We start from the raw sequence: 19,344 nt of genomic DNA, 5'->3' as shown, positions 1-19,344 counted from the left end.
CTCTGAACGAGCAGCTTCACCCTCCTCAAACTAGATTTCCTTGATCGGGGTCTGCTCGCAGGTCCCCTTGATCAAGTTGATTGCATGCATGCAATCGCCCTTGTTGACGTAAGACTCCCCGCTGGCAATCGTTTCATGATTCCCCGCCTTCAACCGCCACCGCCACTGGCCCCTGCCAGTCAGAAGGGTGCCGCGGATTTGCCTGTAAATCTCAAAATACATTGCTCGCTCCTTGCGATTGCTGGTGACTGCAGGTCAGTAACCTGCGCAAGCAGAGTAGAGGAGGCGTTTCCAGGGCGGCTATTTTCAATGTCAGGGGATATTTCGCACCTGACACCCTGAGTGACGGGGCTTCCAGTGGATTCGGGGGCGGGCCACCGGCAGCGAAAACTACTGAAAAAACTTCAGAAACGAAAAAGCCCCGTAACTTTTCAGCTACGGGGCTTTTTCCATGTAATGGCGGAGAGATAGGGATTCGAACCCTAGGTACCGGTGAAGGTACAACGGATTTCGAATCCGTCCCATTCGGCCACTCTGGCATCTCTCCAACGGCGCGCATCATAACAACACTTTCGCCGGAAGCGAACCCCCTAAGCGAAATATTTCTGTGCTTTCAGATGCTTGCGTCGGTTAAAGCGGTACGCCCAGACGATTGGCGACTTCTTCGTAGGCTTCGATGACGTCACCGAGGCCCTGACGGAAGCGGTCCTTGTCCATTTTCTTCTTGGTGGCCTTGTCCCACAGACGGCAGCCGTCCGGGCTGAACTCGTCACCGAGGACGATGGAGCCGTCGTGGAACACGCCGAATTCCAGCTTGAAGTCGACCAGCAGCAGGCCGGCGTCGTCGAACAGTTTGCTCAGGACTTCGTTGACCTTGAGCGACAGGTCTTTCATGCGAACCAGTTGCTCGGCGGTGCCCCAGCCGAATGCCACGACGTGGGATTCGTTGATGAACGGGTCGCCCTTGGCGTCGTCCTTCAGGAACAGCTCGAAGGTGTAAGGGTTGAGTTTCAAGCCCTCCTCGACACCCAGGCGCTTGACCAGGCTGCCGGCGGCGTAGTTACGCACGACGCACTCGACCGGGATCATGTCCAGCTTCTTGACCAGGCATTCGTTGTCGCCCAGCAGTTTGTCGAACTGGGTCGGCACGCCGGCAGCTTCGAGCTTCTGCATGATGAAGGCGTTGAACTTGTTGTTCACCATGCCTTTGCGGTCGAGCTGTTCGATACGCTTGCCGTCGAACGCCGAAGTGTCGTTGCGAAACAGCAGGATCAAACGGTTAGCGTCGTCGGTCTTGTAAACCGACTTGGCTTTGCCGCGGTAGAGTTCTTCACGTTTTTCCATGATGGGCTCCGCTTGCTAAGTAGATGGGCTAGGCGATGTGGCGCCAGTCGAGCCCTGAATCTTGATCGGCCAGTTGCAGCCAGTCCGGGTCGCACCCGAGGGTGTCGACAAAACATTGCCGGGCCAGCTGCGGCAGGTTGTTCTTGCTGCTCAGATGGGCCAGGACCAGGTGTTGCAGGTCTTTCCAGCCCAACTCGGCCACCAGGAATGCCGCCTGATGGTTGTTCAGATGTCCCAGTTCACCGCCTACCCGCTGCTTGAGAAAGTACGGGTAGTGACCGCGAGCCAGCCTGTCACGGCAGTGGTTGGCCTCGATCATCAATGCATCGAGGTCGCGATAGCCGTCCAGCACCTTGTTGCAGTACGAGCCCAGGTCGGTCAGCAGGCCGAAACGCCGCTCCCCGTCACTGAACACGTATTGCGTCGGCTCCAAAGCATCATGGGCCACGGCAATGACGTCGATGCTCAAGTCGCCGATCTGCAGTTGCTCGCCGCCGGCCACAAAGCCTGCGGGTTCTATCGGTTTGCGCATCCCGCGCAAGGTCCCGCGACTGAGGTATACAGGCAGATTGTAGCGCCGAGACAGCAAACCCACGCCATGCACGTGGTCGGCATGTTCGTGGGTCACGAGTATCGCGCTCAGCTGCGCAGGGTTCACACCCAGGCGCAGCAGGCGTTTTTCGGTTTCCCGCAGGGAGAAACCACAATCGACCAATACATACGTATCAGCGCTGGCTATCAGCGTGCCGTTCCCTTGACTGCCGCTGCCGAGAACGGCAAAACGCATAGGATCAGCCCAGGTTGTCTTGAATCTTGCTCAACACTTTACGCGCCACATCTGCCGGCGCCACGGTGTTGATGTTCTTCTCGACGGTGACCTGGACGTTCTCGCCAACCTTGCTCAGGCGAACCTGATAACGCTCGGCACGGGCTTCCTGCTCTTCCTTGCTCGGCGCACTGCCGAACAGGCTGCTGAAGAAACCAGGCTTGTCGTCTTTCTTCTCGGCTTTTTCGGCCAGGTTGATGTAGTACAGGCCCAGGCTGCGGTTGATGTCTTCAACGCGCCATTCACCTTGCTCCAGCGCACGACCTACGCTCGACCAGGCACGGTCGAGGTCGGTACCGACGTTCAGCACAGGGTTGCCGCTGCCGTCTTCGCTCAGGCTGACACGGCTGGGTGCGTCGAAATCACGCGAAGCCAGCATGGAGACCGAACCGCCCTTCTCCGAGATACGGCTCATGCTCGCGAGCATGTCGTCGACCAGTGCCGCGTCCAGGCCAGTGTTGACCGAACGGTTGGTGAACTCGACGTCGGCGGTGCTGCCGGCAGGACGCTCGGCGCTGACCACGTAGACTTCACTGGTGTTGCGCTGCACGCCTGGTTCGATGCGCACCCGCACGCGGGTTTCGCTGTCGGTGCTGACGCCGGCCGCGCTCAGGCGCTTGGCCACGGCGGCGGACAGTTCGTCGGAATGCTGCCAGGTCGTGGTGAATTCGCCGGTTTGCGGACGCTGTTCATCCAGGCGGAAACCGTTGTCCTGGAAGAACTGAACGGCCACGGGCCAGACTTCGGCCGGCGGGTTCTGCGCCAGGATGGAGCTGGTGCCGCCGCTCTTCTGCAGCGAGTAGGCACTGGCGTCGGCAGCCGCCGTCAGCGGCTGCGGACGAGGAACGATGTATTCGCCCGTGGCGGTGTCATCGGCCACGTTGCGCGGGATCGGCAACAGCGGATCCAGACGCTTGGCGGTTTGCACATCCGGCGGAATTTGCATCGGTGCAGTCTGTTGCGCTTCCAGGTAATCGCTACCACGGTCACGGAAATAACCTTCCGGGCCCCAGACCCATCCGCAGCCACTGGTGCTGGAGATAATCAAGGCAAGTGCGGAAAGTCCGGCCATTCGCTTCATGCGTTGTACTTCCTCAATTAAACCAGGACGCTGCACTGGCGCAGGGCCGTGCGAAGCGTTTCGTGACAAGGTGCGCTCAGCCAGGTCAGCGGCAGGCGAATGCCTTGGTGCATCAGGCCCATCTCGACCAAAGCCCACTTCACCGGAATCGGGTTGGCTTCGATGAACAGGTCCTTGTGCAACGGCATCAGTTTTTCGTTGATTGCCCGCGCAGTCTCGGCATCACCCTTGAGGGCGGCTTCGCACAGATCGGCCATTTCACGCGGGGCGACGTTGGCGGTGACGGAGATGTTGCCCTTGCCGCCCATCAGGATCAGCTCGACCGCGGTCGGATCATCGCCGGACAGGACGATGAAGTCCTTGCTCACGCCGTCGAGGATGGCCTTGGCGCGCTTTAGGTCGCCGGTCGCTTCCTTGATACCGATGATGTTCGGCACGGTGGACAGGCGGATCACGGTCTCGGCCTGCATGTCGCAGGAGGTGCGGCCGGGAACGTTGTAGAGGATCTGCGGGATGTCGACCGCTTCGGCGATGTGCTTGAAGTGCAGGTACAGGCCTTCCTGGGTCGGCTTGTTGTAGTACGGCACGACCAGCAGGCAGGCGTCGGCGCCGGCTTCCTTGGCATTGCGGGTCAATTCGACAGCTTCGCGGGTCGAATTGGCGCCGGTGCCGGCAATTACCGGGATGCGACCATTGACCTGCTTGACCACTGCCTTGATGACGGCGATGTGTTCATCGACATCAAGGGTCGCCGATTCGCCGGTGGTACCGACGGCGACAATGGCATGGGTGCCGTTTTCAAGGTGGAAGTCCACGAGTTTGCTGAGGCTGTCCCAGTCAAGACGCCCCTGTGCATCCATGGGTGTGACCAGTGCCACCATACTGCCCGCAATCATGAAACCGCTCCTGCCGGAAAAAGAGAGCCGTAATGGTACTGGCGCCAAGTTGCTTGCACAAGCGAAGTACTGTGCTGCCGCCATTCCCCTTGGCGCCGGTTTTCGCTACCCTTCAGACTTTGATCGGTACAGACAAGCTCGTCCGTCGGGTTCCAGCCTCCATTTTCGGCATCACAAGTCCTGATCCAGCGTTGCCACGTCTCGCTCCCGCCCTGCCGGAGCACGGTGCAAGCTGTCACTCGGGGCTTTCTGAGTTCGCATCCGCAGGCTCGCTCCCGGCAAATCAGCCCTTTGATGTACCGACCGCTCATCGCTTTAGGAATGCTGCATGTCCACCCCCACAGTTCGCGAACAATTCCTTGTCATCAGTGCCCTCGGCGCCAACCCCATGGAGCTGACCAACGTCCTGTGCCGCGCCAGCCATGAAAACCGCTGCGCCGTGGTCACCTCCCGCCTGACCCGTCATGGCGAATGCAGTGCGCTGGTGCTGGAAATCTCCGGTAGCTGGGATGCCCTGGCGCGCCTGGAAGGCAGCCTGCCAGTGCTGGCCAAGCGTCATGCGTTCACGGTCAACGTGGTACGCAGCGCCGCCCTGGAAAACCGTCCACAGGCCCTGCCGTACGTCGCTTATGTCAGCTCGGCCTACCGCTCGGACATCATCAACGAGCTGTGCCAGTTCTTCATGGACCACAACGTCGAGCTGGAAAACCTGACCTGCGACACCTATCAGGCTCCGCAGACCGGCGGCACCATGCTCAACGCCACGTTTACCGTGACCTTGCCGGCCGGCGTGCAGATCAGTTGGCTGCGCGATCAGTTCCTGGATTTTGCCGACGCGCTGAACCTCGACGCCCTGATCGAACCCTGGCGCCCACAGAACCCAATGTAAGGAAGCTTTCATGGCCGTTGCCATCGACCAACCGGTTGCCGATTTCGAAGCCCCCGCCACCAGCGGGCAGACCGTCAGCCTCGCCGGCCTGAAGGGCAAGCAGGTGGTGATCTACTTCTATCCGAAAGACAGCACGCCCGGCTGCACCACCGAGGGCCAGGGGTTTCGAGATCAGTACCCTGCGTTCAAGGCCGCCAATACCGAAGTGTTCGGCGTGTCTCGCGACAGCCTGAAGTCCCACGAGAACTTCAAGTGCAAGCAGGAATTCCCCTTTGAGCTGATCAGCGACAAGGACGAAGCCATCTGCCAGCTGTTCGACGTGATCAAGCTGAAAAAGCTCTATGGCAAGGAATACATGGGCGTGGATCGCAGCACCTTCCTGATCGACGCCAACGGCGTGCTGCGTCAGGAATGGCGCGGCGTGAAGGTGCCGGGGCATGTTGATGCAGTTCTGGCGGCTGCTCAGGCGCTGAACAAGGCCTGATTCATCCGCGTCTGTCAGTACGCCTTCGCGGGCAAGCCCGCTCCCACAAGGACTGCGCTGATCCTGTGGGAGCGGGCTTGCCCGCGAAGAGGCCATCAGCCTCACTGAAAATAAAGCCTGACCGCTAAAGCAGCGGCGCCACCACCGGTTCCTTGCGCGGCCAAGCGTCCAGCACCGCTTTGAACAGCGTCGCCAGGGGAATCGCGAAGAACACCCCCCAGAACCCCCACAACCCGCCAAACAGCAGCACCGCGCAGATGATCGCCACCGGGTGCAGGTTGACCGCTTCCGAGAACAGCAAGGGCACCAGCACGTTGCCATCGAGCGTCTGGATGATCCCGTAGACCGCCATCAGGTAGATGAACTGATCGCTCCAGCCCCACTGGAACAGCGCAATCAGAAACACCGGCACGGTCACCACCACGGCACCGACGTAGGGCACTACCACCGAGATCCCCACCAGCAATGCCAGCAACGCCGCGTAATTGAGCTCAAGTACGACAAAGGCGATGTAGGTCACGCCACCGCAAATGAAGATTTCGATGACCTTGCCGCGAATGTAGTTGGCGATCTGCCGGTTCATCTCATGCGCGACACGGGTGATCAGCGCCCGCTCTCGGGGCAGATAACCACGCACCCACTGGCCGATCATGGCCCGGTCCTTGAGGAAGAAGAACACCAGGATCGGCACCAGCACCAGGTAGATCATGATGTTCACCAGCAATGGCAGGCTCGACAGCGAGAACGTCAGTGCCCACTGACCGAACTTGCCGATTTCGCCACGCGCCACTTCGATGGCCTGCAGTACTTGCTCATCGGACACCAGGTGCGGATAGCGCTCGGGCAGCAGCAATAACAGCGACTGCCACTTGGCGAGCATGCCGGGCAATTCGTTGAACAACGTGATCAGTTGATGCCAGAGCAACGGCACGACCACCACGATGAACACCAGCAACAGCCCCATGAACAGCGCAAAGACCAGCCCCACCGCGACCCCGCCCGGCACGCGCAGGCGCTCGAGGGTCACCACCAGCCCCTGCATCAGGTACGCCAGCACCATCCCGGCGAGCACCGGGGCCAGCATGCCGCCCAGGGTCAGTACGGCGGTGAACGCCAGAAACAGCAGGACAGCCAGCACCACCGCTTCTTCATCGGAGAAATAGCGCTGAATCCAGTCGCGTAACACTTTGAACATCAATAATCCTTAGGAGCAAACGCAGCAGGTTTCAGGCTTTTTTCAACCAATAGCGGTAAACACCCGCCTCTTCTTCTTCAAGCAGCAGCGTATGACCGGCCAATCGGGCAAAGGTGCGGAAGTCGCGCTGCGAACCGGCATCTGTGGCAATGACCTTGAGCACCGCACCACTGGCCAACTTGTTGAGCTCCATCTTGGCCTTGAGCAATGGCAAGGGACAATTCAGGCCGCTGGCGTCCAGTTCAACGTCATGCTCTACAGCGTCGGTCATTGCTTCACTCCGGGTCAGGTGGTTGAGCTGCCTAGAATATCTGGTCGCAACGCCGGTGTCCGGCTACAGTAAGGTCTTTGTCGACTAAGGCTTTGTGCATGACATTTCTGCGCCCCACCCTGCTGACGCTCGCTTGCCTGCTCGCCTCACCGGGCTTCGCCGACGACCTGCCGTCACTCGGCGACGCCAGTTCTGCCATTGTCTCGCCACAACAGGAATACCAGCTCGGCCGCGCCTGGCTGGCCATGCTGCGCAGTCAGGTTGCGCAACTCAACGATCCGCAGCTCAAGGATTACGTCGAATCCAGCGTTTACCGCCTGGTGGAGACCAGCCAGGTCACAGACCGGCGCCTGGAGTTCATCCTGATCAACAGCCCGCAGCTCAACGCCTTTGCGGCGCCGGGCGGGATCGTCGGGGTCAACGGCGGCTTGTTCCTCAACGCCCAGACCGAAGGCGAATATGCCTCGGTACTGGCGCACGAATTGGCTCACTTGTCGCAGCGCCACTTTGCCCGGGGTGTCGAAGCGCAACAACGCATGCAAGTCCCGATGATGGCTGCATTGCTGGCCGGCATCGTGATTGCAGCCGCAGGCGGGGGTGACGCCGGGATCGCGGCCATTGCCGGCACACAGGCAGCGGCCATCCAGGAACAACGGCGGTTCTCCCGCCAGAACGAACAGGAAGCCGACCGTATCGGCCTCCTCAATCTGGAAAAGGCCGGTTACGATCCTCGCTCGATGCCCACCATGTTCGAGCGCCTGGGGCGTCAGTATCGCTACGATGCCAAGCCACCGGAATTCCTGCTGACTCACCCGGTCACCGAATCGCGTATCGCCGACACCCGCAACCGCGCCGAACAGTTTCCAATCGGCGGTATCGAAGACAGCATGCGCTACCAGTTGATCCGCGCACGCGTACAGCTGATCTATGAGGAAACCCCGGGGCTCGGCGCCAAACGCTTCCGCGCCCAGCTCGAGGAGAGCCCGAAAAACGACGTGGCACGCTACGGCCTGGCGATCGCCCAGATCAAGGGTGGTCAACTGAACGAAGCGCGGGAAAACCTCAAGCAGTTGCTGGCCAAGGCCCCCAACGAAATCATCTACAACCTGGCCCAGGTCGACCTGGACATCACCAACAATCGCCTGCCGGACGCACAGTCCCGGGTTGACCGGTTGATTACCCAGTTCCCTGGCAACTACCCGCTGAACCAGATGCGCGTCGACCTGCTACTCAAGCAAAACCGCACCGCGGATGCGGAGAAAGCCTTCGAAGGCCTGCTCAAATCGCGTCCGGATGACCCGGACGTTTGGTATCAGGTTGCCGAGACGCGTGGCCTGTCGGGCAATATCATCGGCCTGCATCAGGCGCGCGCCGAATATTTTGCGCTGGTCGGGGACTACAGGCAGGCCATCCAGCAACTGGACTTCGCCAAACGCAAGGCCGGCAGCAACTTCCCGCTATCTTCGCGGATCGATGCGCGGCAACGCGAACTGATGGAACAGGAGCGCATGATCAAGGACATGATGGGCTGACGCCCTCGCAGACCAAAAGTCCGGACACAAAAAAACCGCCTCTTTCGAGGCGGTTTTTTATTCACCCGTCAAACCGGTTATTCAGCCAGCTTGAAAGTGATGAAGCTTGCACGACCTTGACGCAATACCCGCATCGACACCGAGCGGTTCTTTGGCAACGCCTTGGCGATTTCCGCGAACTCCTTGGTGGAACCGATGGCCTGGTTGTTCAGGTGGGTGATCACATCACCCGGCTGCAAGCCGATCATGGCGGCAGGACCGTCCTGCACTTCCTTGATCAGCACACCACCCTTGAGGTCGTAGGTTTTCTTTTGCTCGTCAGTCAGCTCGACCACGGATACACCGAGGCGGTTGCTGCTGCGCTCGATGCTGGATTTTGGCAACGCATCCATCTCCGCGCCTTCATCCGGAATTGTACCGACGGTCAGCTCCACATTCTTGCGCTTGCCGTCGCGAACCACTTCCAGATTGGCCTTGGCACCGGACTTCAATGCACCAACGAGGTGTGGCAGGTCGGCCGACATGACGATTGGCTGACCGTTCATGCTCAGGATTACGTCGCCAACCTGCAGGCCACCCTTGGCAGCCGGGCCGTCATCCTGGATCTGGGCAACCAGCGCACCGGCCGGCTTCTCCAGACCGAACGACTCGGCCAGGTCCTTGCTCACTTCCTGAATCACCACGCCCAGCCAGCCACGGCTGACCTTGCCACCGGATTTCAGCTGATTGGAAACATCCATGGCCACGTCGATCGGAATCGCGAACGACACACCCATGAAACCACCGGAGCGGGTATAGATCTGCGAGTTGATCCCGACCACCTCACCGTTCAGGTTGAACAGCGGGCCGCCCGAGTTACCCGGGTTGATCGGCACGTCGGTCTGGATGAACGGCACGTAGTTTTCGTTCGGCAGGCTGCGACCGACGGCGCTGACGATGCCCTGGGTCACGGTGTGGTCAAAACCGAAGGGCGAGCCGATAGCGACCACCCACTGGCCGGCCTTCAGGTCCTGGGATTTACCGAGCTTGAGCACCGGCAGATCCTTGCCTTCGATTTTCAGCAGCGCCACGTCGGAACGTGGATCGGTACCGACCAGCTTGGCTTTCATTTCGCTGCGATCGGCCAGGCGAACGAGGATTTCGTCAGCATCGGCGATCACATGGTTATTGGTCAGGATGTAGCCATCAGGAGAGATGATGAAACCCGAGCCCAGGGAGGTTGCCTCGCGTTGACGGTCACGAGGTGAGCGCGATTGCGGCGGCATGCCCCGCTCGAAGAACTCGCGCAGCATTGGCGGCAGGCCTTCGAGATCGGGCATCTGCTGGTTGACTTTGCGATCCGGCAGCTTTTGCGTGGTACTGATGTTCACGACCGCAGGCGAGGCCTGTTCGACCAGTTGCGTAAAGTCAGGCAATTCGACCGCTTGGGCGGTGACCGCCTGACCGAGCACCAGCACGGTAGCAATAATGGAAAGGTAGGACTTCAAGCGTGGTATCGACATACGGCTCCCGTTACGACGAGCATGGTTAAGCGATATGGAGCAAGGAACACCGGGAACAATACGCCGGTATTTTTGTTCCGGGAACAACAAACAAGGCCAGAGCCGAGGGGCTCTGACCTATAGAAAATTTAAGGAGTTTTTGCAAATTGAAATGCTCACGAAACATTTCGAATTCGGCTCACTGCGTGGATGCAGCGGCGTCGGTGCGCATCGAAAGCGCTATTCGCTCGGCAGTACCGACCGGTATCTCGCCAACGACGGTCACCATCATCTCACCCTGTGCCGTGGTCAGGCGCCGGGACACTGCAACGGTCGGCCCCAACTGAGTACGGGTGTCGGTGACGGTTGCGCCATTCAACGGCTCGAGGAATACCGAAAAACGCGCCAGGCCATCGTCATACATCAGGCTGTTGACCTGGGTCTTGGTCTGCGGATCCTTGCGAGCGGTGCTGCTGGTCAACTCGAAGCCGGGTGGCAACCAGTCGGAACGCCAGACCTGGGCAGACTTGACGGCAGAAGCCTTGTCACTGTCGAGATTGACCGGCTTGCAATCGTTGCTGGCCTGCAGATCGTTTTCGGAAGGAACGTCAGCCGTATCCAGTTGCGTGAACTGGAAGCGCTCCAGCAACCGCCCCTTGTCGTCCAACAGCAAAGACTTCAGAGGCAGGCCGGTTTCTTTGTCCAGGTGCAATTCAAAACCGTAGCGGTGTTGATCGCGGGGTGTCAGCGACACGATGACCGCCGGACGCCCGGCAACACGTGACTTGCCAATGACGGCAAGGTCATACCAATTCTTGAGCTTTTGGGGATCGAGTGCACGGGCAGCGGAATTGGGAGAGTCCCCAAGCCCTGCGATCAGTTTGCCGCTGACGCATTGAGTATGCCCATCAATGCGAACGACTTCCTGGGCAGAACCGTCGAGCTGGATCAAACGCTCGCGGACCTTTCCATCCTGGACCCGGTGCCAGATGTTATGGGTAGAAAAACTACCGTTACGCTCGTAGACGAAAGTACCCTGAAAGCTTTGCGTTTGCTCTGCCTGGCCCAGGCGGGTCAACCAGTCCTGGGCATCATCGGCCTGGGCTGGAACGATGAACCAGCCACTGAGCAGAAGCGAAAGTAGAGGTATGGCGCGCATGATCCTCCTTAACGGTTTTCCAGACTTGCCGCACGAGCGTAAGGCAGAGCGCTCTCAGTACCTTTCAGTGCAGCCTGTTGTGCGTGTTGGCGCAAGTAGCCTGGCAGACGCTGATCGTGCCAGCCTGGTTGACCTTGCAAAACGCCATTGGCCATTGGGCCGGTAGCTTCCGAACTCTCATTGTAGCCTGCCAGAACAGCAGGGCCTTTTACTTGAGGAACGGCCAGCGCAGGTTGAGTGGAGTGCTGGGCCAGTTCGACACCGGCGATCTCATCCTGGTTGTACAGACGCACACCGGCCAGCACGGCCAGGGTCACGGAAGCTGCGACCGCCAGACGACCCAGGCTGCGCCATGGACCGCGGGAAGCTTTAGCCGGCACGGCTTCGTCAGCCAGGGCAGCAGAAACGGCCGCGGCGATGTCCAGACGTGGAAGCAGCAGATCCTTGTGCATCACTGCCCGAGCGATCTGATAACGAGCCCAGGTTTCACGGGTTTCAACATCGTCGCAGGCATTCAATACCCGACGCAATTCCAATTCGTCCGCTTCGTTATCCATCACTGCGGACAGCGATTCCTGCAGGGCTTCACGACTCATGGCGTTCCTCTCTTGGCTGTCGCCGCTGTCTTTAGTTTTCCTGCAACAATGGCTGCAGGGCTTTATCGATGGCCTCCCGGGCGCGGAAGATCCGGGAGCGCACGGTGCCTACCGGACATTGCATGACACTCGCAATGTCCTCGTAACTCAGACCATCAAACTCACGTAAAGTTAAAGCCGTACGCAAATCTTCCGGCAGTTGCTGAATGGTTCGATGGACGGTGCCTTCGATCTCATCCCGCAGCAAGGCCCGTTCTGGCGACTCGAGATCCTTGAGGCCATGATCGCCATCGTAGAACTCTGCATCCTCGGAACTGACATCGCTATCCGGCGGCCGACGGCCGCGTGAAACCAGATAGTTTTTCGCCGTGTTGATGGCGATGCGGTAAAGCCACGTATAAAACGCGCTGTCTCCGCGAAAATTTCCAAGTGCACGGTATGCCTTGATAAAGGCTTCTTGTGCCACATCCTGGGCTTCATGGGTGTCGTGCACGAAACGCACGATCAACCCGAGAATTTTGTGCTGGTATTTCAGCACTAGCAGATCGAAAGCACGCTTGTCGCCGCGCTGAACGCGTTCGACCAGTTGCTGATCCTCTTCCTGGGTTAGCATGAACACTCCTCGATGAGCTCGGAGGAGGCTTGCAGAAGTAAACCACCAGACTTGCAAACATAGACTCGGGCTTTTCGCAAAAGTTCTCCCCCTCCAGGCAAGTTTCCTGCGGGCTCTGATTTGGCACGCACGAAAAGCGCAGCGCGAGTTGACCCGGCTGCGCGAATAATCTTGTCATCGGATTCTTCGGCAAGGATCAAACTGCAATCCCGCACTGAAGCCGACACTGTCCCTTGTTTCAGGCATTGGTCTATTGATCTTGGCCCTTTGGCAAAAGTTCCAAATATTTATAGCTGCGCCGAACCGACATTGTGCAACCGTGAGGTGAAAAACACTGTTAAATCGGCGATACAGACATTCTCGCGCCAAACGGGCAGAAAAACATCCGACGAAGCGTCCGGTATTTTGCGTCACAGTAGTTTCACAATGCCATGCTGGCTCGGGTATTGTGCCGCTCCCCCCCTCTATATACTAGTGGGCTGTGCGGCTGACCTGACTCGCCAGCCAGCTGCGCCACCCCCGACCCGGGTCGCTTTGAGCGGAATCCTGAAATGAGCCAACAGTTTCAACACGATGTTCTGGTAATTGGCAGCGGTGCTGCCGGCTTGAGCCTTGCGCTGACCTTGCCCGGTCATTTGCGCATTGCCGTTCTGAGCAAGGGCAACCTCGCCAATGGCTCGACTTTCTGGGCCCAGGGCGGTGTCGCCGCCGTGCTGGATGACACCGATACCGTTGAATCCCATGTCGATGACACCCTCAATGCCGGCGGCGGCCTGTGCCATGAGGACGCCGTGCGCTTTACCGTCGAGCACAGCAAGGAAGCGATTCAATGGCTGATCGACCAGGGCGTGCCCTTTACCCGCGATGAGCACTCGAACAACGAAGATGGCGGATTCGAGTTCCACCTGACCCGCGAGGGCGGCCACAGCCATCGGCGCATCATCCACGCCGCCGATGCCACGGGCGCTGCCATTTTCACAACCCTGCTCGACCAGGCCAGGAAACGCCCGAACATCGAACTGCTGGAACAGCGGGTGGCGGTTGACCTGATCACGGAAAAACGCCTGGGACTCGAAGGCGATCGCTGCCTCGGCGCTTATGTGCTCAATCGCGGCACCGGCGAAGTCGACACCTACGGCGCGCGTTTTGTGATCCTCGCCTCCGGTGGTGCGGCCAAGGTTTATCTCTACACCAGTAACCCGGACGGCGCCTGCGGTGATGGCATTGCCATGGCCTGGCGTTCGGGCTGCCGGGTGGCGAACCTGGAGTTCAACCAGTTCCACCCCACTTGCCTGTATCACCCGCAAGCCAAGAGCTTCCTGGTCACCGAAGCGCTGCGCGGCGAAGGTGCCCACCTAAAGCTGCCCAATGGCGAGCGCTTCATGCCGCGCTTCGATCCACGGGCAGAGCTCGCGCCCCGGGACATCGTCGCCCGGGCCATCGACCATGAAATGAAGCGCCTGGGCATCGACTGCGTCTATCTGGACATCAGCCACAAACCCGAAGCCTTCATCAAGATGCACTTCCCGACGGTGTACGAACGCTGCCTGGAATTTTCCATCGACATCACCAAACAACCGATTCCGGTGGTTCCGGCTGCGCACTACACCTGCGGCGGCGTGATGGTCGATCAACAGGGCCGCACCGATGTGCCAGGCCTGTACGCCATCGGTGAAACCAGCTTCACCGGCCTGCACGGCGCCAACCGCATGGCCAGCAACTCGCTGCTCGAATGCTTCGTCTACGCCCGCTCGGCGGCCGCGGACATTCTCGAACAGCTGCCACGAATTCCGATGCCCGCCCCCCTTCCCGCCTGGGATGCGAGCCAGGTCACCGATTCCGATGAAGACGTGATCATTGCGCACAACTGGGATGAGCTGCGGCGGTTCATGTGGGACTACGTCGGCATCGTGCGCACCAACAAGCGTCTGCAACGGGCGCAGCACCGCGTGCAACTGTTGCTCGATGAAATCGACGAGTTCTACAGCAACTACAAGGTCAGCCGCGATTTGATCGAGCTGCGCAACCTGGCCCAAGTGGCCGAGCTGATGATTCTGTCAGCCATGGAGCGCAAGGAAAGCCGCGGGCTGCATTACACCCTCGACTATCCGGACATGTTGCCGGTCGCGCTGGACACTATTCTGGTGCCGCCCACCTACGTCGGCTGAATTTGAGCCGGACCCGCAGGCGTCGGTGCACATCCGCCGCCTGCGCATCCCGGGGCACGCAAATGGCCCTGATCCGACGCTCGCCGCGCAGACGAAAACGCAAGACCACCATCAATGGCAGTGCCAGGCTGTCCGGCCTTAGTTGCACGGGCTGCCAACCCTTGGCCCGACTCCACAACTGCCAGCCATCGGCATCGCGTCGCAGGCCGCAAAATGCCTGCGGGTGCGTCAGCAAAATCTGCCGGGGCAACAGCCAGATTCCGTGAGCCACGCACAGCGCAACGCCGAGCAAACCGGCCCAGACAGGAATAGACAGCAAGAACAACGAACCCAGCGCGAACAGCTGGGCCAGGAGATACGCCGCCAGCAGCTGCCGTGAGGCATGCCAGCGGCATTCGAAGCCGTTACTTTGGCTGGACACGGTCCAGGATGATGCGGACCATGCGTTGCAGCTCGGGATCTTCCGATTCACTGCGTTCCATGAACCAGCCGAACATGTCCTGATCCTCACACGTCAGCAGTCGGACGTACAACGCGCGATCCACCTCGTTGAGCGTTGCGTAAACCTCTTTCGTGAACGGCACCAGCAACACGTCAAGTTCAAGCATGCCACGGCGGCTGTGCCAAAAGAGGCGGTTCAGTTCAACATCTTCGACCATGGAGCGCTCCTCAAATAGGCCGCAAGTATACAGGCCCGCGCCCGGTCGAACAGTCGGCTTTGGTCGGGCACCGGCGATCCTTTGTGAACTACCCATTTCGAAGGCGCCCCCTTATGATGTCAGCCAGACTCTTTACCCTGCGATGACCCATGGCCGATTCTGCTTTTTTCTGCACGCTTTCTCATGAAGGCGTTCTCGCGGTCCGCGGCGCGGACGCCAGCAAATTCCTGCAAGGCCAACTGACCTGCAATCTCAACTACCTGAGCGATTCCCGGGCCAGCCTTGGTGCGCGCTGCACGCAAAAAGGCCGGATGCAATCGAGTTTTCGCATCCTGCTCGAGGGTGATGGCGTACTCCTGGCCATGGCCACCGAACTGCTCGAACCACAACTGGCGGACCTGAAAAAGTACGCGGTGTTTTCCAAGTCGAAACTGACCGACGAAAGTGCCGCCTGGGTGCGCTTCGGTGTTGATCATGGCGACGCTGCTCTGGCCCGCCTCGCCCTGGACCTGCCGGCAGAAACCGACAGCGTCGTGCGTAACGATGGGCTGATCGCCATCCGCGTCTCGCCGCAACGCGCCGAGTTGTGGGTTGCCACCGCTCAAGCCGATGCGGTCAAAGGCAAGCTGGCGGCTGTGCTGAGCGAAGGTGACCTGAATCAATGGCTGCTGGGCCAGGTTCGCGCCGGGATCGGCCAGGTCATGGCCGGCACCCGTGAGTTGTTCATCCCGCAGATGCTCAACCTGCAAGCAATCGGCGGCGTGAGCTTCAAGAAAGGTTGCTACACCGGGCAGGAAATCGTCGCGCGGATGCAGTACCTGGGCAAACTCAAGCGCCGCCTGTATCGCCTGCAACTGGCCGCCGACGAGCTGCCGGAGCCGGGTACCGCGCTGTTTTCCCCGACCCACGGCAGCGCCATCGGCGAGGTGGTGCTGGCTGCCCGCACCGGGCAAGAGATTGAGCTTCTGGCGGTGTTGCAAGCCGAAGCAGCAGAGGGTGGCGACATCCACCTGGGCGCGCTCGAAGGGCCGTCCCTGCAGCTGCTCGACCTGCCTTATGAACTGGACCGCGATCGCGAAATCCAGCAATAACGGCAGCACTTGGCGCGACACCCAGAGAGATTAAATGAGCAAGCTGGCGGAAAAGGTCCAACAGGATTTGGTTGAGGCCATCAATAACGATGACCTGGTTCTGCCAACATTGCCGGAAGTGGCCCTGCAAATTCGCAAGGCCGCGGAAAACCCGGAAGTCAGCGTCAGTACCCTGAGCAAAGTGATCGGTCGTGATACCGCGCTGTCGGCGCGTCTGATCAAAGTGGTCAACAGCCCGCTGTTGCGCGCGACTCAGGAAGTGACCGACCTGCATACCGCGATCACGCGCCTGGGCATCAACTACAGCTGCAACCTGGCGATCGGCCTGGTGATGGAGCAGATTTTCCACGCCCGCTCCGACGTGGTGGAACAGAAGATGCGCGAAGTCTGGCGCAAAAGCCTGGAAATCGCCGGCGTCAGCTACGCCTTGTGCCGCAACTACACCCGACTCAAGCCCGATCAGGCAGCCCTTGGCGGGCTGGTGCATCAGATCGGTGTACTGCCGATCCTGACCTACGCCGAAGATCACTATGAACTGCTGTCCGACCCGGTCAGCCTCAACCATGTGATCGACCAGATTCATCCGCTTATCGGCGAAAAATTGCTCAGGGTCTGGGAGTTTCCCGACATGCTGGTGCAGGTGCCTCGGGTCTGTCTGAACTTCAACCGCCAGACTGCGCAGGTCGATTATGCCGATCTGGTGCAAGTGGCCAGCCTGTATTGCTACAAGGACACCGACCACCCGATCGGCCGGATCGACCCCTTGAGCGTACCCGCCTTCAGGGCCCTGGGAATCGACCTCGACAACGAGGCGATGTGCGCCGACCTCGAAGAAACACGCACGATGTTTTACTGATCATTGTGGCGAGGGGGCAAGCCCCCTCGCCACAATGGGAATATTCAATCCCCCGCCACAAAACTCACCCGCACCTTCAACCCCGCGTGCTCACCATCATGCAGGCTGATCTGTGCCAGATGCGCGCGGCAGATTTCACCGACAATCGCCAACCCCAACCCGGAACCGGCCACTTGCTGATTGCGTCGGTAAAAGCGCTCGAACACCCGATCGCGTTCCTCAAGTGGAATACCAGGGCCATCATCTTCGACTTCCAGCACGGCGGGCGCCGCTACGCGCAAAATCACGTTGCCGCCCGGTGGCGTGTGAGCCAGGGCGTTATCCACCAGATTGCTCAACAGCTCGTTCAACAGCGTCGGCTCGCCCCGCAACCAGACAGGTTCATCGGCTTCCAGCGCCAGCGCGATCCCGCGTTTATGGGCCAGTGGTGCCATGGCCATGCCCAGCTCCCGCGCCAACTGACTCAGGTCGAGTAATTGCGCGCCGCCCTCGGCAATCGCCCGGGCACCGTTTTCGACCCGCGCCAAGGACAGCAACTGATTGGCCAGATGGGTCAAGCGATCGGTGCCCTGGGCGGCGGTCTCCAGTGTGCTGCGCCAGGTCTCGGGCTCGGCGGAACGCATGTCCAGTTCCAGTCGCGCCTTGAGCGCCGCCAGTGGCGTGCGCAACTCGTGGGCAGCATCGGCGATGAACTGCGCCTGCTTCTCGAACTGGCCACGCAGACGCTCGGTAAAGTGATTGAGTGCGCGCACCAGCGGCCACAACTCGCGCTGCACTTCCACCAACGGCAAGGGGCGCAGATCGTCCGGCTGGCGCTCCTCCACCGCCGTGCGCAAGCGCTCCAGCGGGCGCAATGCGGCACTCACCGCAAACCACACCAGCATCAACGCACCGATGGCCAGCATGCCCAGGCGCAGCAAGGTGTCGGCCGCCAGGCTGCGGGCCATGCTGACCCGCGCTTCATCGGTTTCCGCCACGCGGATTTCCGCCATGCCGTTCATGTTCGGTTCGCTCACCGGCTTGAGCAGGCTCACCACGCGCACGTTCTGCCCGCGGTACTGCGCGTTGTAGAAACGCGCCAGCGCCGGATAGTCATCGGTGCGCGGCGTTCCCGGCGGCGGCGCGGGCAGGTTTTCGTACCCGGAAATCAGCTTCTGATTGATGTCGTTGACCAGGTAGAAAATCCGCCCCGCACTGTCGTAGGCAAAGGTATCGAGGGCCACGTAGGGCACGTCGGCACTCAAGGTGCCGTCACGCTGGGAAACGCCGGCGGCGATGGTCCGCGCCGAGGCCAGCAAGGTCCGGTCATAGGCCGTGTCGGCGGCTTCGCGGCCGTTCCAGTAGGCGCTCAAACCACTGGCCAGCATCAACACCACCAGCAGCAGCGCCAGGTTCCACAGCAACCGCCAGCGCAGGCTGCTGGGCTTATGCATCGCGGCTTTCCAGCAAGTAACCGAGGCCGCGGAAGGTCACGATGGCGACCGGCTGGCCGTCGAGCTTCTTGCGCAGGCGGTGCACGTAGATCTCGATGGCATCGGGGCTGGCCTCTTCATCGAGACCGAATACTTGCGACGCCAGTTGCTCCTTGCTCATCACCCGACCGGGACGTGCGATCAGGGCTTCGAGTACCGCTTGCTCGCGGGAAGTCAGGGTCAGCAATTCTTCACCGAGGGTGAAGCGCCGGGTTTCCAGGTCATAGGCCAGCACACCGCAACGCTGGATGCGTTCACCGCCCAGCACACTGCGGCGTAGCAAGGCTTTGACCCGCGCTTCTAGCTCGGTCAGTTCGAACGGCTTGGCCAGGTAATCGTCGGCGCCGAGGTTCAGGCCGTGAACCCGATCCTTGACGTCGCTGCGCGCGGTCAGCATCAACACCGGCAGGTTCTTGCCCCGCGCCCGCAGGCGCGCCAGCACTTCGAAACCATCCATGCGCGGCAAGCCGACGTCGAGGATCGCCATGGCGTAGTCCTCGCTGCCCAGCGCCAGGTCGGCGGCCACGCCATCGTGCAACACGTCCACGGTCAAACCGGTGCTCTTGAGTGCCTGGGCAACACTTTCGGCGAGTTGCAGATGGTCTTCGACGAGCAGGACACGCATGGATCTTTACCTCGTTCAGGGATGGCCGACGCCATTCTTTGGCGCGGAGTTTACAGCCGCAATCGCCGCTGTGAAGCCCGAAAAACCGTGAAAGCCCGCTGAAAGG

21 protein-coding genes and 1 tRNA gene are annotated in these 19,344 nt (G+C 60.3%); 6 read left to right on the top strand and 16 right to left on the bottom strand.

Annotation, left to right across the window (positions count from 1 at the left end; all coding sequences use genetic code 11):
• Positions 1 to 30: 30 nt before the first annotated feature.
• The 6 genes from EI969_RS19020 to dapA form a co-directional block, all read right to left on the bottom strand.
• The gene (locus EI969_RS19020) at positions 31 to 222 is read right to left on the bottom strand and encodes a DUF1508 domain-containing protein (protein WP_160389147.1); all 192 of its coding nucleotides are present in this window, start codon (positions 220 to 222) and stop codon (positions 31 to 33) included.
• Between the two features lie 235 nt (positions 223 to 457).
• Positions 458 to 547: transfer RNA gene (locus EI969_RS19015), tRNA-Ser, on the bottom strand.
• Between the two features lie 83 nt (positions 548 to 630).
• Complete coding sequence (gene purC / locus EI969_RS19010) at positions 631 to 1,344, bottom strand: phosphoribosylaminoimidazolesuccinocarboxamide synthase (RefSeq protein WP_160389146.1); 714 nt, start codon at positions 1,342 to 1,344, stop codon at positions 631 to 633.
• Between the two features lie 28 nt (positions 1,345 to 1,372).
• Positions 1,373 to 2,131, bottom strand: a complete 759-nt coding sequence (locus EI969_RS19005; protein WP_160389145.1) for an MBL fold metallo-hydrolase — start codon at positions 2,129 to 2,131, stop codon at positions 1,373 to 1,375.
• A 4-nt stretch (positions 2,132 to 2,135) separates the two neighbouring features.
• Positions 2,136 to 3,251 (bottom strand): outer membrane protein assembly factor BamC, encoded by a 1,116-nt coding sequence (gene bamC, locus EI969_RS19000; RefSeq protein WP_160389144.1) that lies wholly within the window; start codon positions 3,249 to 3,251, stop codon positions 2,136 to 2,138.
• 17 nt (positions 3,252 to 3,268) lie between these two features.
• Complete coding sequence (gene dapA / locus EI969_RS18995) at positions 3,269 to 4,147, bottom strand: 4-hydroxy-tetrahydrodipicolinate synthase (RefSeq protein WP_160389143.1); 879 nt, start codon at positions 4,145 to 4,147, stop codon at positions 3,269 to 3,271.
• A gap of 328 nt (positions 4,148 to 4,475) precedes the next feature.
• Here dapA and EI969_RS18990 point away from each other — a divergent pair, with 328 nt between their 5' ends.
• Together EI969_RS18990 and EI969_RS18985 are read left to right on the top strand one after the other, a co-directional pair.
• Entirely contained in the window at positions 4,476 to 5,036 is a 561-nt protein-coding gene (locus EI969_RS18990) for a glycine cleavage system protein R (protein ID WP_007979776.1), read from the top strand.
• A gap of 10 nt (positions 5,037 to 5,046) precedes the next feature.
• A complete protein-coding gene (locus EI969_RS18985; RefSeq protein ID WP_150717794.1) occupies positions 5,047 to 5,520 on the top strand; it encodes a peroxiredoxin in 474 nt (157 codons plus the stop codon).
• A gap of 124 nt (positions 5,521 to 5,644) precedes the next feature.
• Here EI969_RS18985 and EI969_RS18980 read toward each other — a convergent pair whose 3' ends face one another.
• Complete coding sequence (locus EI969_RS18980; protein WP_103394577.1) at positions 5,645 to 6,715, bottom strand: AI-2E family transporter; 1,071 nt, start codon at positions 6,713 to 6,715, stop codon at positions 5,645 to 5,647.
• A gap of 31 nt (positions 6,716 to 6,746) precedes the next feature.
• Positions 6,747 to 6,986, bottom strand: coding sequence for a sulfurtransferase TusA family protein (locus EI969_RS18975; protein WP_160389142.1), 240 nt, complete (start codon positions 6,984 to 6,986; stop codon positions 6,747 to 6,749).
• A gap of 98 nt (positions 6,987 to 7,084) precedes the next feature.
• Between EI969_RS18975 and EI969_RS18970 the strand changes: the two genes are divergently transcribed.
• On the top strand, positions 7,085 to 8,518 hold the full coding sequence (locus tag EI969_RS18970; RefSeq protein WP_160389141.1) for a M48 family metalloprotease: 1,434 nt from the start codon (positions 7,085 to 7,087) through the stop codon (positions 8,516 to 8,518).
• A 77-nt stretch (positions 8,519 to 8,595) separates the two neighbouring features.
• Here EI969_RS18970 and EI969_RS18965 read toward each other — a convergent pair whose 3' ends face one another.
• The 4 genes from EI969_RS18965 to rpoE all read right to left on the bottom strand — a co-directional run bounded on the left by EI969_RS18965 (position 8,596) and on the right by rpoE (position 12,367).
• Positions 8,596 to 10,020 carry a DegQ family serine endoprotease gene (locus EI969_RS18965; protein ID WP_160389140.1) on the bottom strand — a complete coding sequence of 475 codons (1,425 nt, stop codon included), beginning with the start codon at positions 10,018 to 10,020 and terminating at the stop codon, positions 8,596 to 8,598.
• A gap of 178 nt (positions 10,021 to 10,198) precedes the next feature.
• The gene (locus tag EI969_RS18960; RefSeq protein WP_160389139.1) at positions 10,199 to 11,158 is read right to left on the bottom strand and encodes a MucB/RseB C-terminal domain-containing protein; all 960 of its coding nucleotides are present in this window, start codon (positions 11,156 to 11,158) and stop codon (positions 10,199 to 10,201) included.
• An 8-nt stretch (positions 11,159 to 11,166) separates the two neighbouring features.
• The gene (locus tag EI969_RS18955) at positions 11,167 to 11,754 is read right to left on the bottom strand and encodes a sigma-E factor negative regulatory protein (RefSeq protein WP_160389138.1); all 588 of its coding nucleotides are present in this window, start codon (positions 11,752 to 11,754) and stop codon (positions 11,167 to 11,169) included.
• A gap of 31 nt (positions 11,755 to 11,785) precedes the next feature.
• Positions 11,786 to 12,367, bottom strand: a complete 582-nt coding sequence (rpoE, locus tag EI969_RS18950; protein WP_003172477.1) for an RNA polymerase sigma factor RpoE — start codon at positions 12,365 to 12,367, stop codon at positions 11,786 to 11,788.
• Between the two features lie 551 nt (positions 12,368 to 12,918).
• On the opposite strand from rpoE, the gene nadB reads away from it, so the two are divergent.
• Positions 12,919 to 14,535 (top strand): L-aspartate oxidase, encoded by a 1,617-nt coding sequence (nadB, locus tag EI969_RS18945; RefSeq protein WP_160389137.1) that lies wholly within the window; start codon positions 12,919 to 12,921, stop codon positions 14,533 to 14,535.
• On the opposite strand, the gene EI969_RS18940 is transcribed toward nadB, so the two are convergent.
• Together EI969_RS18940 and EI969_RS18935 are read right to left on the bottom strand one after the other, a co-directional pair.
• Positions 14,504 to 14,956 carry a protein YgfX gene (locus EI969_RS18940; RefSeq protein ID WP_160389136.1) on the bottom strand — a complete coding sequence of 151 codons (453 nt, stop codon included), beginning with the start codon at positions 14,954 to 14,956 and terminating at the stop codon, positions 14,504 to 14,506. The two genes, nadB and EI969_RS18940, sit on opposite strands and share 32 nt — an antisense overlap.
• A complete protein-coding gene (locus EI969_RS18935) occupies positions 14,940 to 15,194 on the bottom strand; it encodes a succinate dehydrogenase assembly factor 2 (RefSeq protein WP_150717785.1) in 255 nt (84 codons plus the stop codon). Before EI969_RS18935 ends, EI969_RS18940 begins: the two co-directional genes overlap by 17 nt.
• Before the next feature lie 149 nt (positions 15,195 to 15,343).
• Here EI969_RS18935 and EI969_RS18930 point away from each other — a divergent pair, with 149 nt between their 5' ends.
• A complete protein-coding gene (locus EI969_RS18930) occupies positions 15,344 to 16,285 on the top strand; it encodes a folate-binding protein YgfZ (RefSeq protein ID WP_160389135.1) in 942 nt (313 codons plus the stop codon).
• 34 nt (positions 16,286 to 16,319) lie between these two features.
• The gene (locus EI969_RS18925) at positions 16,320 to 17,141 is read left to right on the top strand and encodes an HDOD domain-containing protein (RefSeq protein ID WP_160389134.1); all 822 of its coding nucleotides are present in this window, start codon (positions 16,320 to 16,322) and stop codon (positions 17,139 to 17,141) included.
• Positions 17,142 to 17,185: 44 nt separating this feature from the next.
• Here the strand turns inward: EI969_RS18925 and EI969_RS18920 are convergent, their stop codons facing one another.
• Positions 17,186 to 18,574, bottom strand: coding sequence for a sensor histidine kinase (locus EI969_RS18920; protein ID WP_160389133.1), 1,389 nt, complete (start codon positions 18,572 to 18,574; stop codon positions 17,186 to 17,188).
• Positions 18,567 to 19,238, bottom strand: coding sequence for a response regulator (locus EI969_RS18915; protein WP_150717781.1), 672 nt, complete (start codon positions 19,236 to 19,238; stop codon positions 18,567 to 18,569). Before EI969_RS18915 ends, EI969_RS18920 begins: the two co-directional genes overlap by 8 nt.
• Positions 19,239 to 19,344 lie beyond the last annotated feature (106 nt).

Origin of the sequence: Pseudomonas sp. PB101, assembly GCF_009764265.1 — a bacterium.
Lineage (GTDB): Bacteria > Pseudomonadota > Gammaproteobacteria > Pseudomonadales > Pseudomonadaceae > Aquipseudomonas.
Note: the sequence above shows the minus strand (reverse complement) of the source record. Positions and strands in the feature narration are given on the sequence as shown.

What these genes read in the sequence shown, in the direction of transcription:
- EI969_RS18935 (WP_150717785.1), bottom strand. Translation starts at nt 15,194, where the DNA reads ATGGTCGAAGATGTTGAACTGAACCGCCTCTTTTGGCACAGCCGCCGT.
- EI969_RS18975 (WP_160389142.1), bottom strand. Translation starts at nt 6,986, where the DNA reads ATGACCGACGCTGTAGAGCATGACGTTGAACTGGACGCCAGCGGCCTG.
- EI969_RS18955 (WP_160389138.1), bottom strand. Translation starts at nt 11,754, where the DNA reads ATGAGTCGTGAAGCCCTGCAGGAATCGCTGTCCGCAGTGATGGATAAC.
- EI969_RS19020 (WP_160389147.1), bottom strand. Translation starts at nt 222, where the DNA reads ATGTATTTTGAGATTTACAGGCAAATCCGCGGCACCCTTCTGACTGGC.
- EI969_RS18965 (WP_160389140.1), bottom strand. Translation starts at nt 10,020, where the DNA reads ATGTCGATACCACGCTTGAAGTCCTACCTTTCCATTATTGCTACCGTG.
- EI969_RS18985 (WP_150717794.1), top strand. Translation starts at nt 5,047, where the DNA reads ATGGCCGTTGCCATCGACCAACCGGTTGCCGATTTCGAAGCCCCCGCC.
- EI969_RS18970 (WP_160389141.1), top strand. Translation starts at nt 7,085, where the DNA reads ATGACATTTCTGCGCCCCACCCTGCTGACGCTCGCTTGCCTGCTCGCC.
- nadB (WP_160389137.1), top strand. Translation starts at nt 12,919, where the DNA reads ATGAGCCAACAGTTTCAACACGATGTTCTGGTAATTGGCAGCGGTGCT.
- EI969_RS18925 (WP_160389134.1), top strand. Translation starts at nt 16,320, where the DNA reads ATGAGCAAGCTGGCGGAAAAGGTCCAACAGGATTTGGTTGAGGCCATC.
- EI969_RS19005 (WP_160389145.1), bottom strand. Translation starts at nt 2,131, where the DNA reads ATGCGTTTTGCCGTTCTCGGCAGCGGCAGTCAAGGGAACGGCACGCTG.
- bamC (WP_160389144.1), bottom strand. Translation starts at nt 3,251, where the DNA reads ATGAAGCGAATGGCCGGACTTTCCGCACTTGCCTTGATTATCTCCAGC.
- EI969_RS18915 (WP_150717781.1), bottom strand. Translation starts at nt 19,238, where the DNA reads ATGCGTGTCCTGCTCGTCGAAGACCATCTGCAACTCGCCGAAAGTGTT.
- EI969_RS18930 (WP_160389135.1), top strand. Translation starts at nt 15,344, where the DNA reads ATGGCCGATTCTGCTTTTTTCTGCACGCTTTCTCATGAAGGCGTTCTC.
- purC (WP_160389146.1), bottom strand. Translation starts at nt 1,344, where the DNA reads ATGGAAAAACGTGAAGAACTCTACCGCGGCAAAGCCAAGTCGGTTTAC.
- EI969_RS18990 (WP_007979776.1), top strand. Translation starts at nt 4,476, where the DNA reads ATGTCCACCCCCACAGTTCGCGAACAATTCCTTGTCATCAGTGCCCTC.
- dapA (WP_160389143.1), bottom strand. Translation starts at nt 4,147, where the DNA reads ATGATTGCGGGCAGTATGGTGGCACTGGTCACACCCATGGATGCACAG.
- EI969_RS18980 (WP_103394577.1), bottom strand. Translation starts at nt 6,715, where the DNA reads ATGTTCAAAGTGTTACGCGACTGGATTCAGCGCTATTTCTCCGATGAA.
- rpoE (WP_003172477.1), bottom strand. Translation starts at nt 12,367, where the DNA reads ATGCTAACCCAGGAAGAGGATCAGCAACTGGTCGAACGCGTTCAGCGC.
- EI969_RS18960 (WP_160389139.1), bottom strand. Translation starts at nt 11,158, where the DNA reads ATGCGCGCCATACCTCTACTTTCGCTTCTGCTCAGTGGCTGGTTCATC.
- EI969_RS18920 (WP_160389133.1), bottom strand. Translation starts at nt 18,574, where the DNA reads ATGCATAAGCCCAGCAGCCTGCGCTGGCGGTTGCTGTGGAACCTGGCG.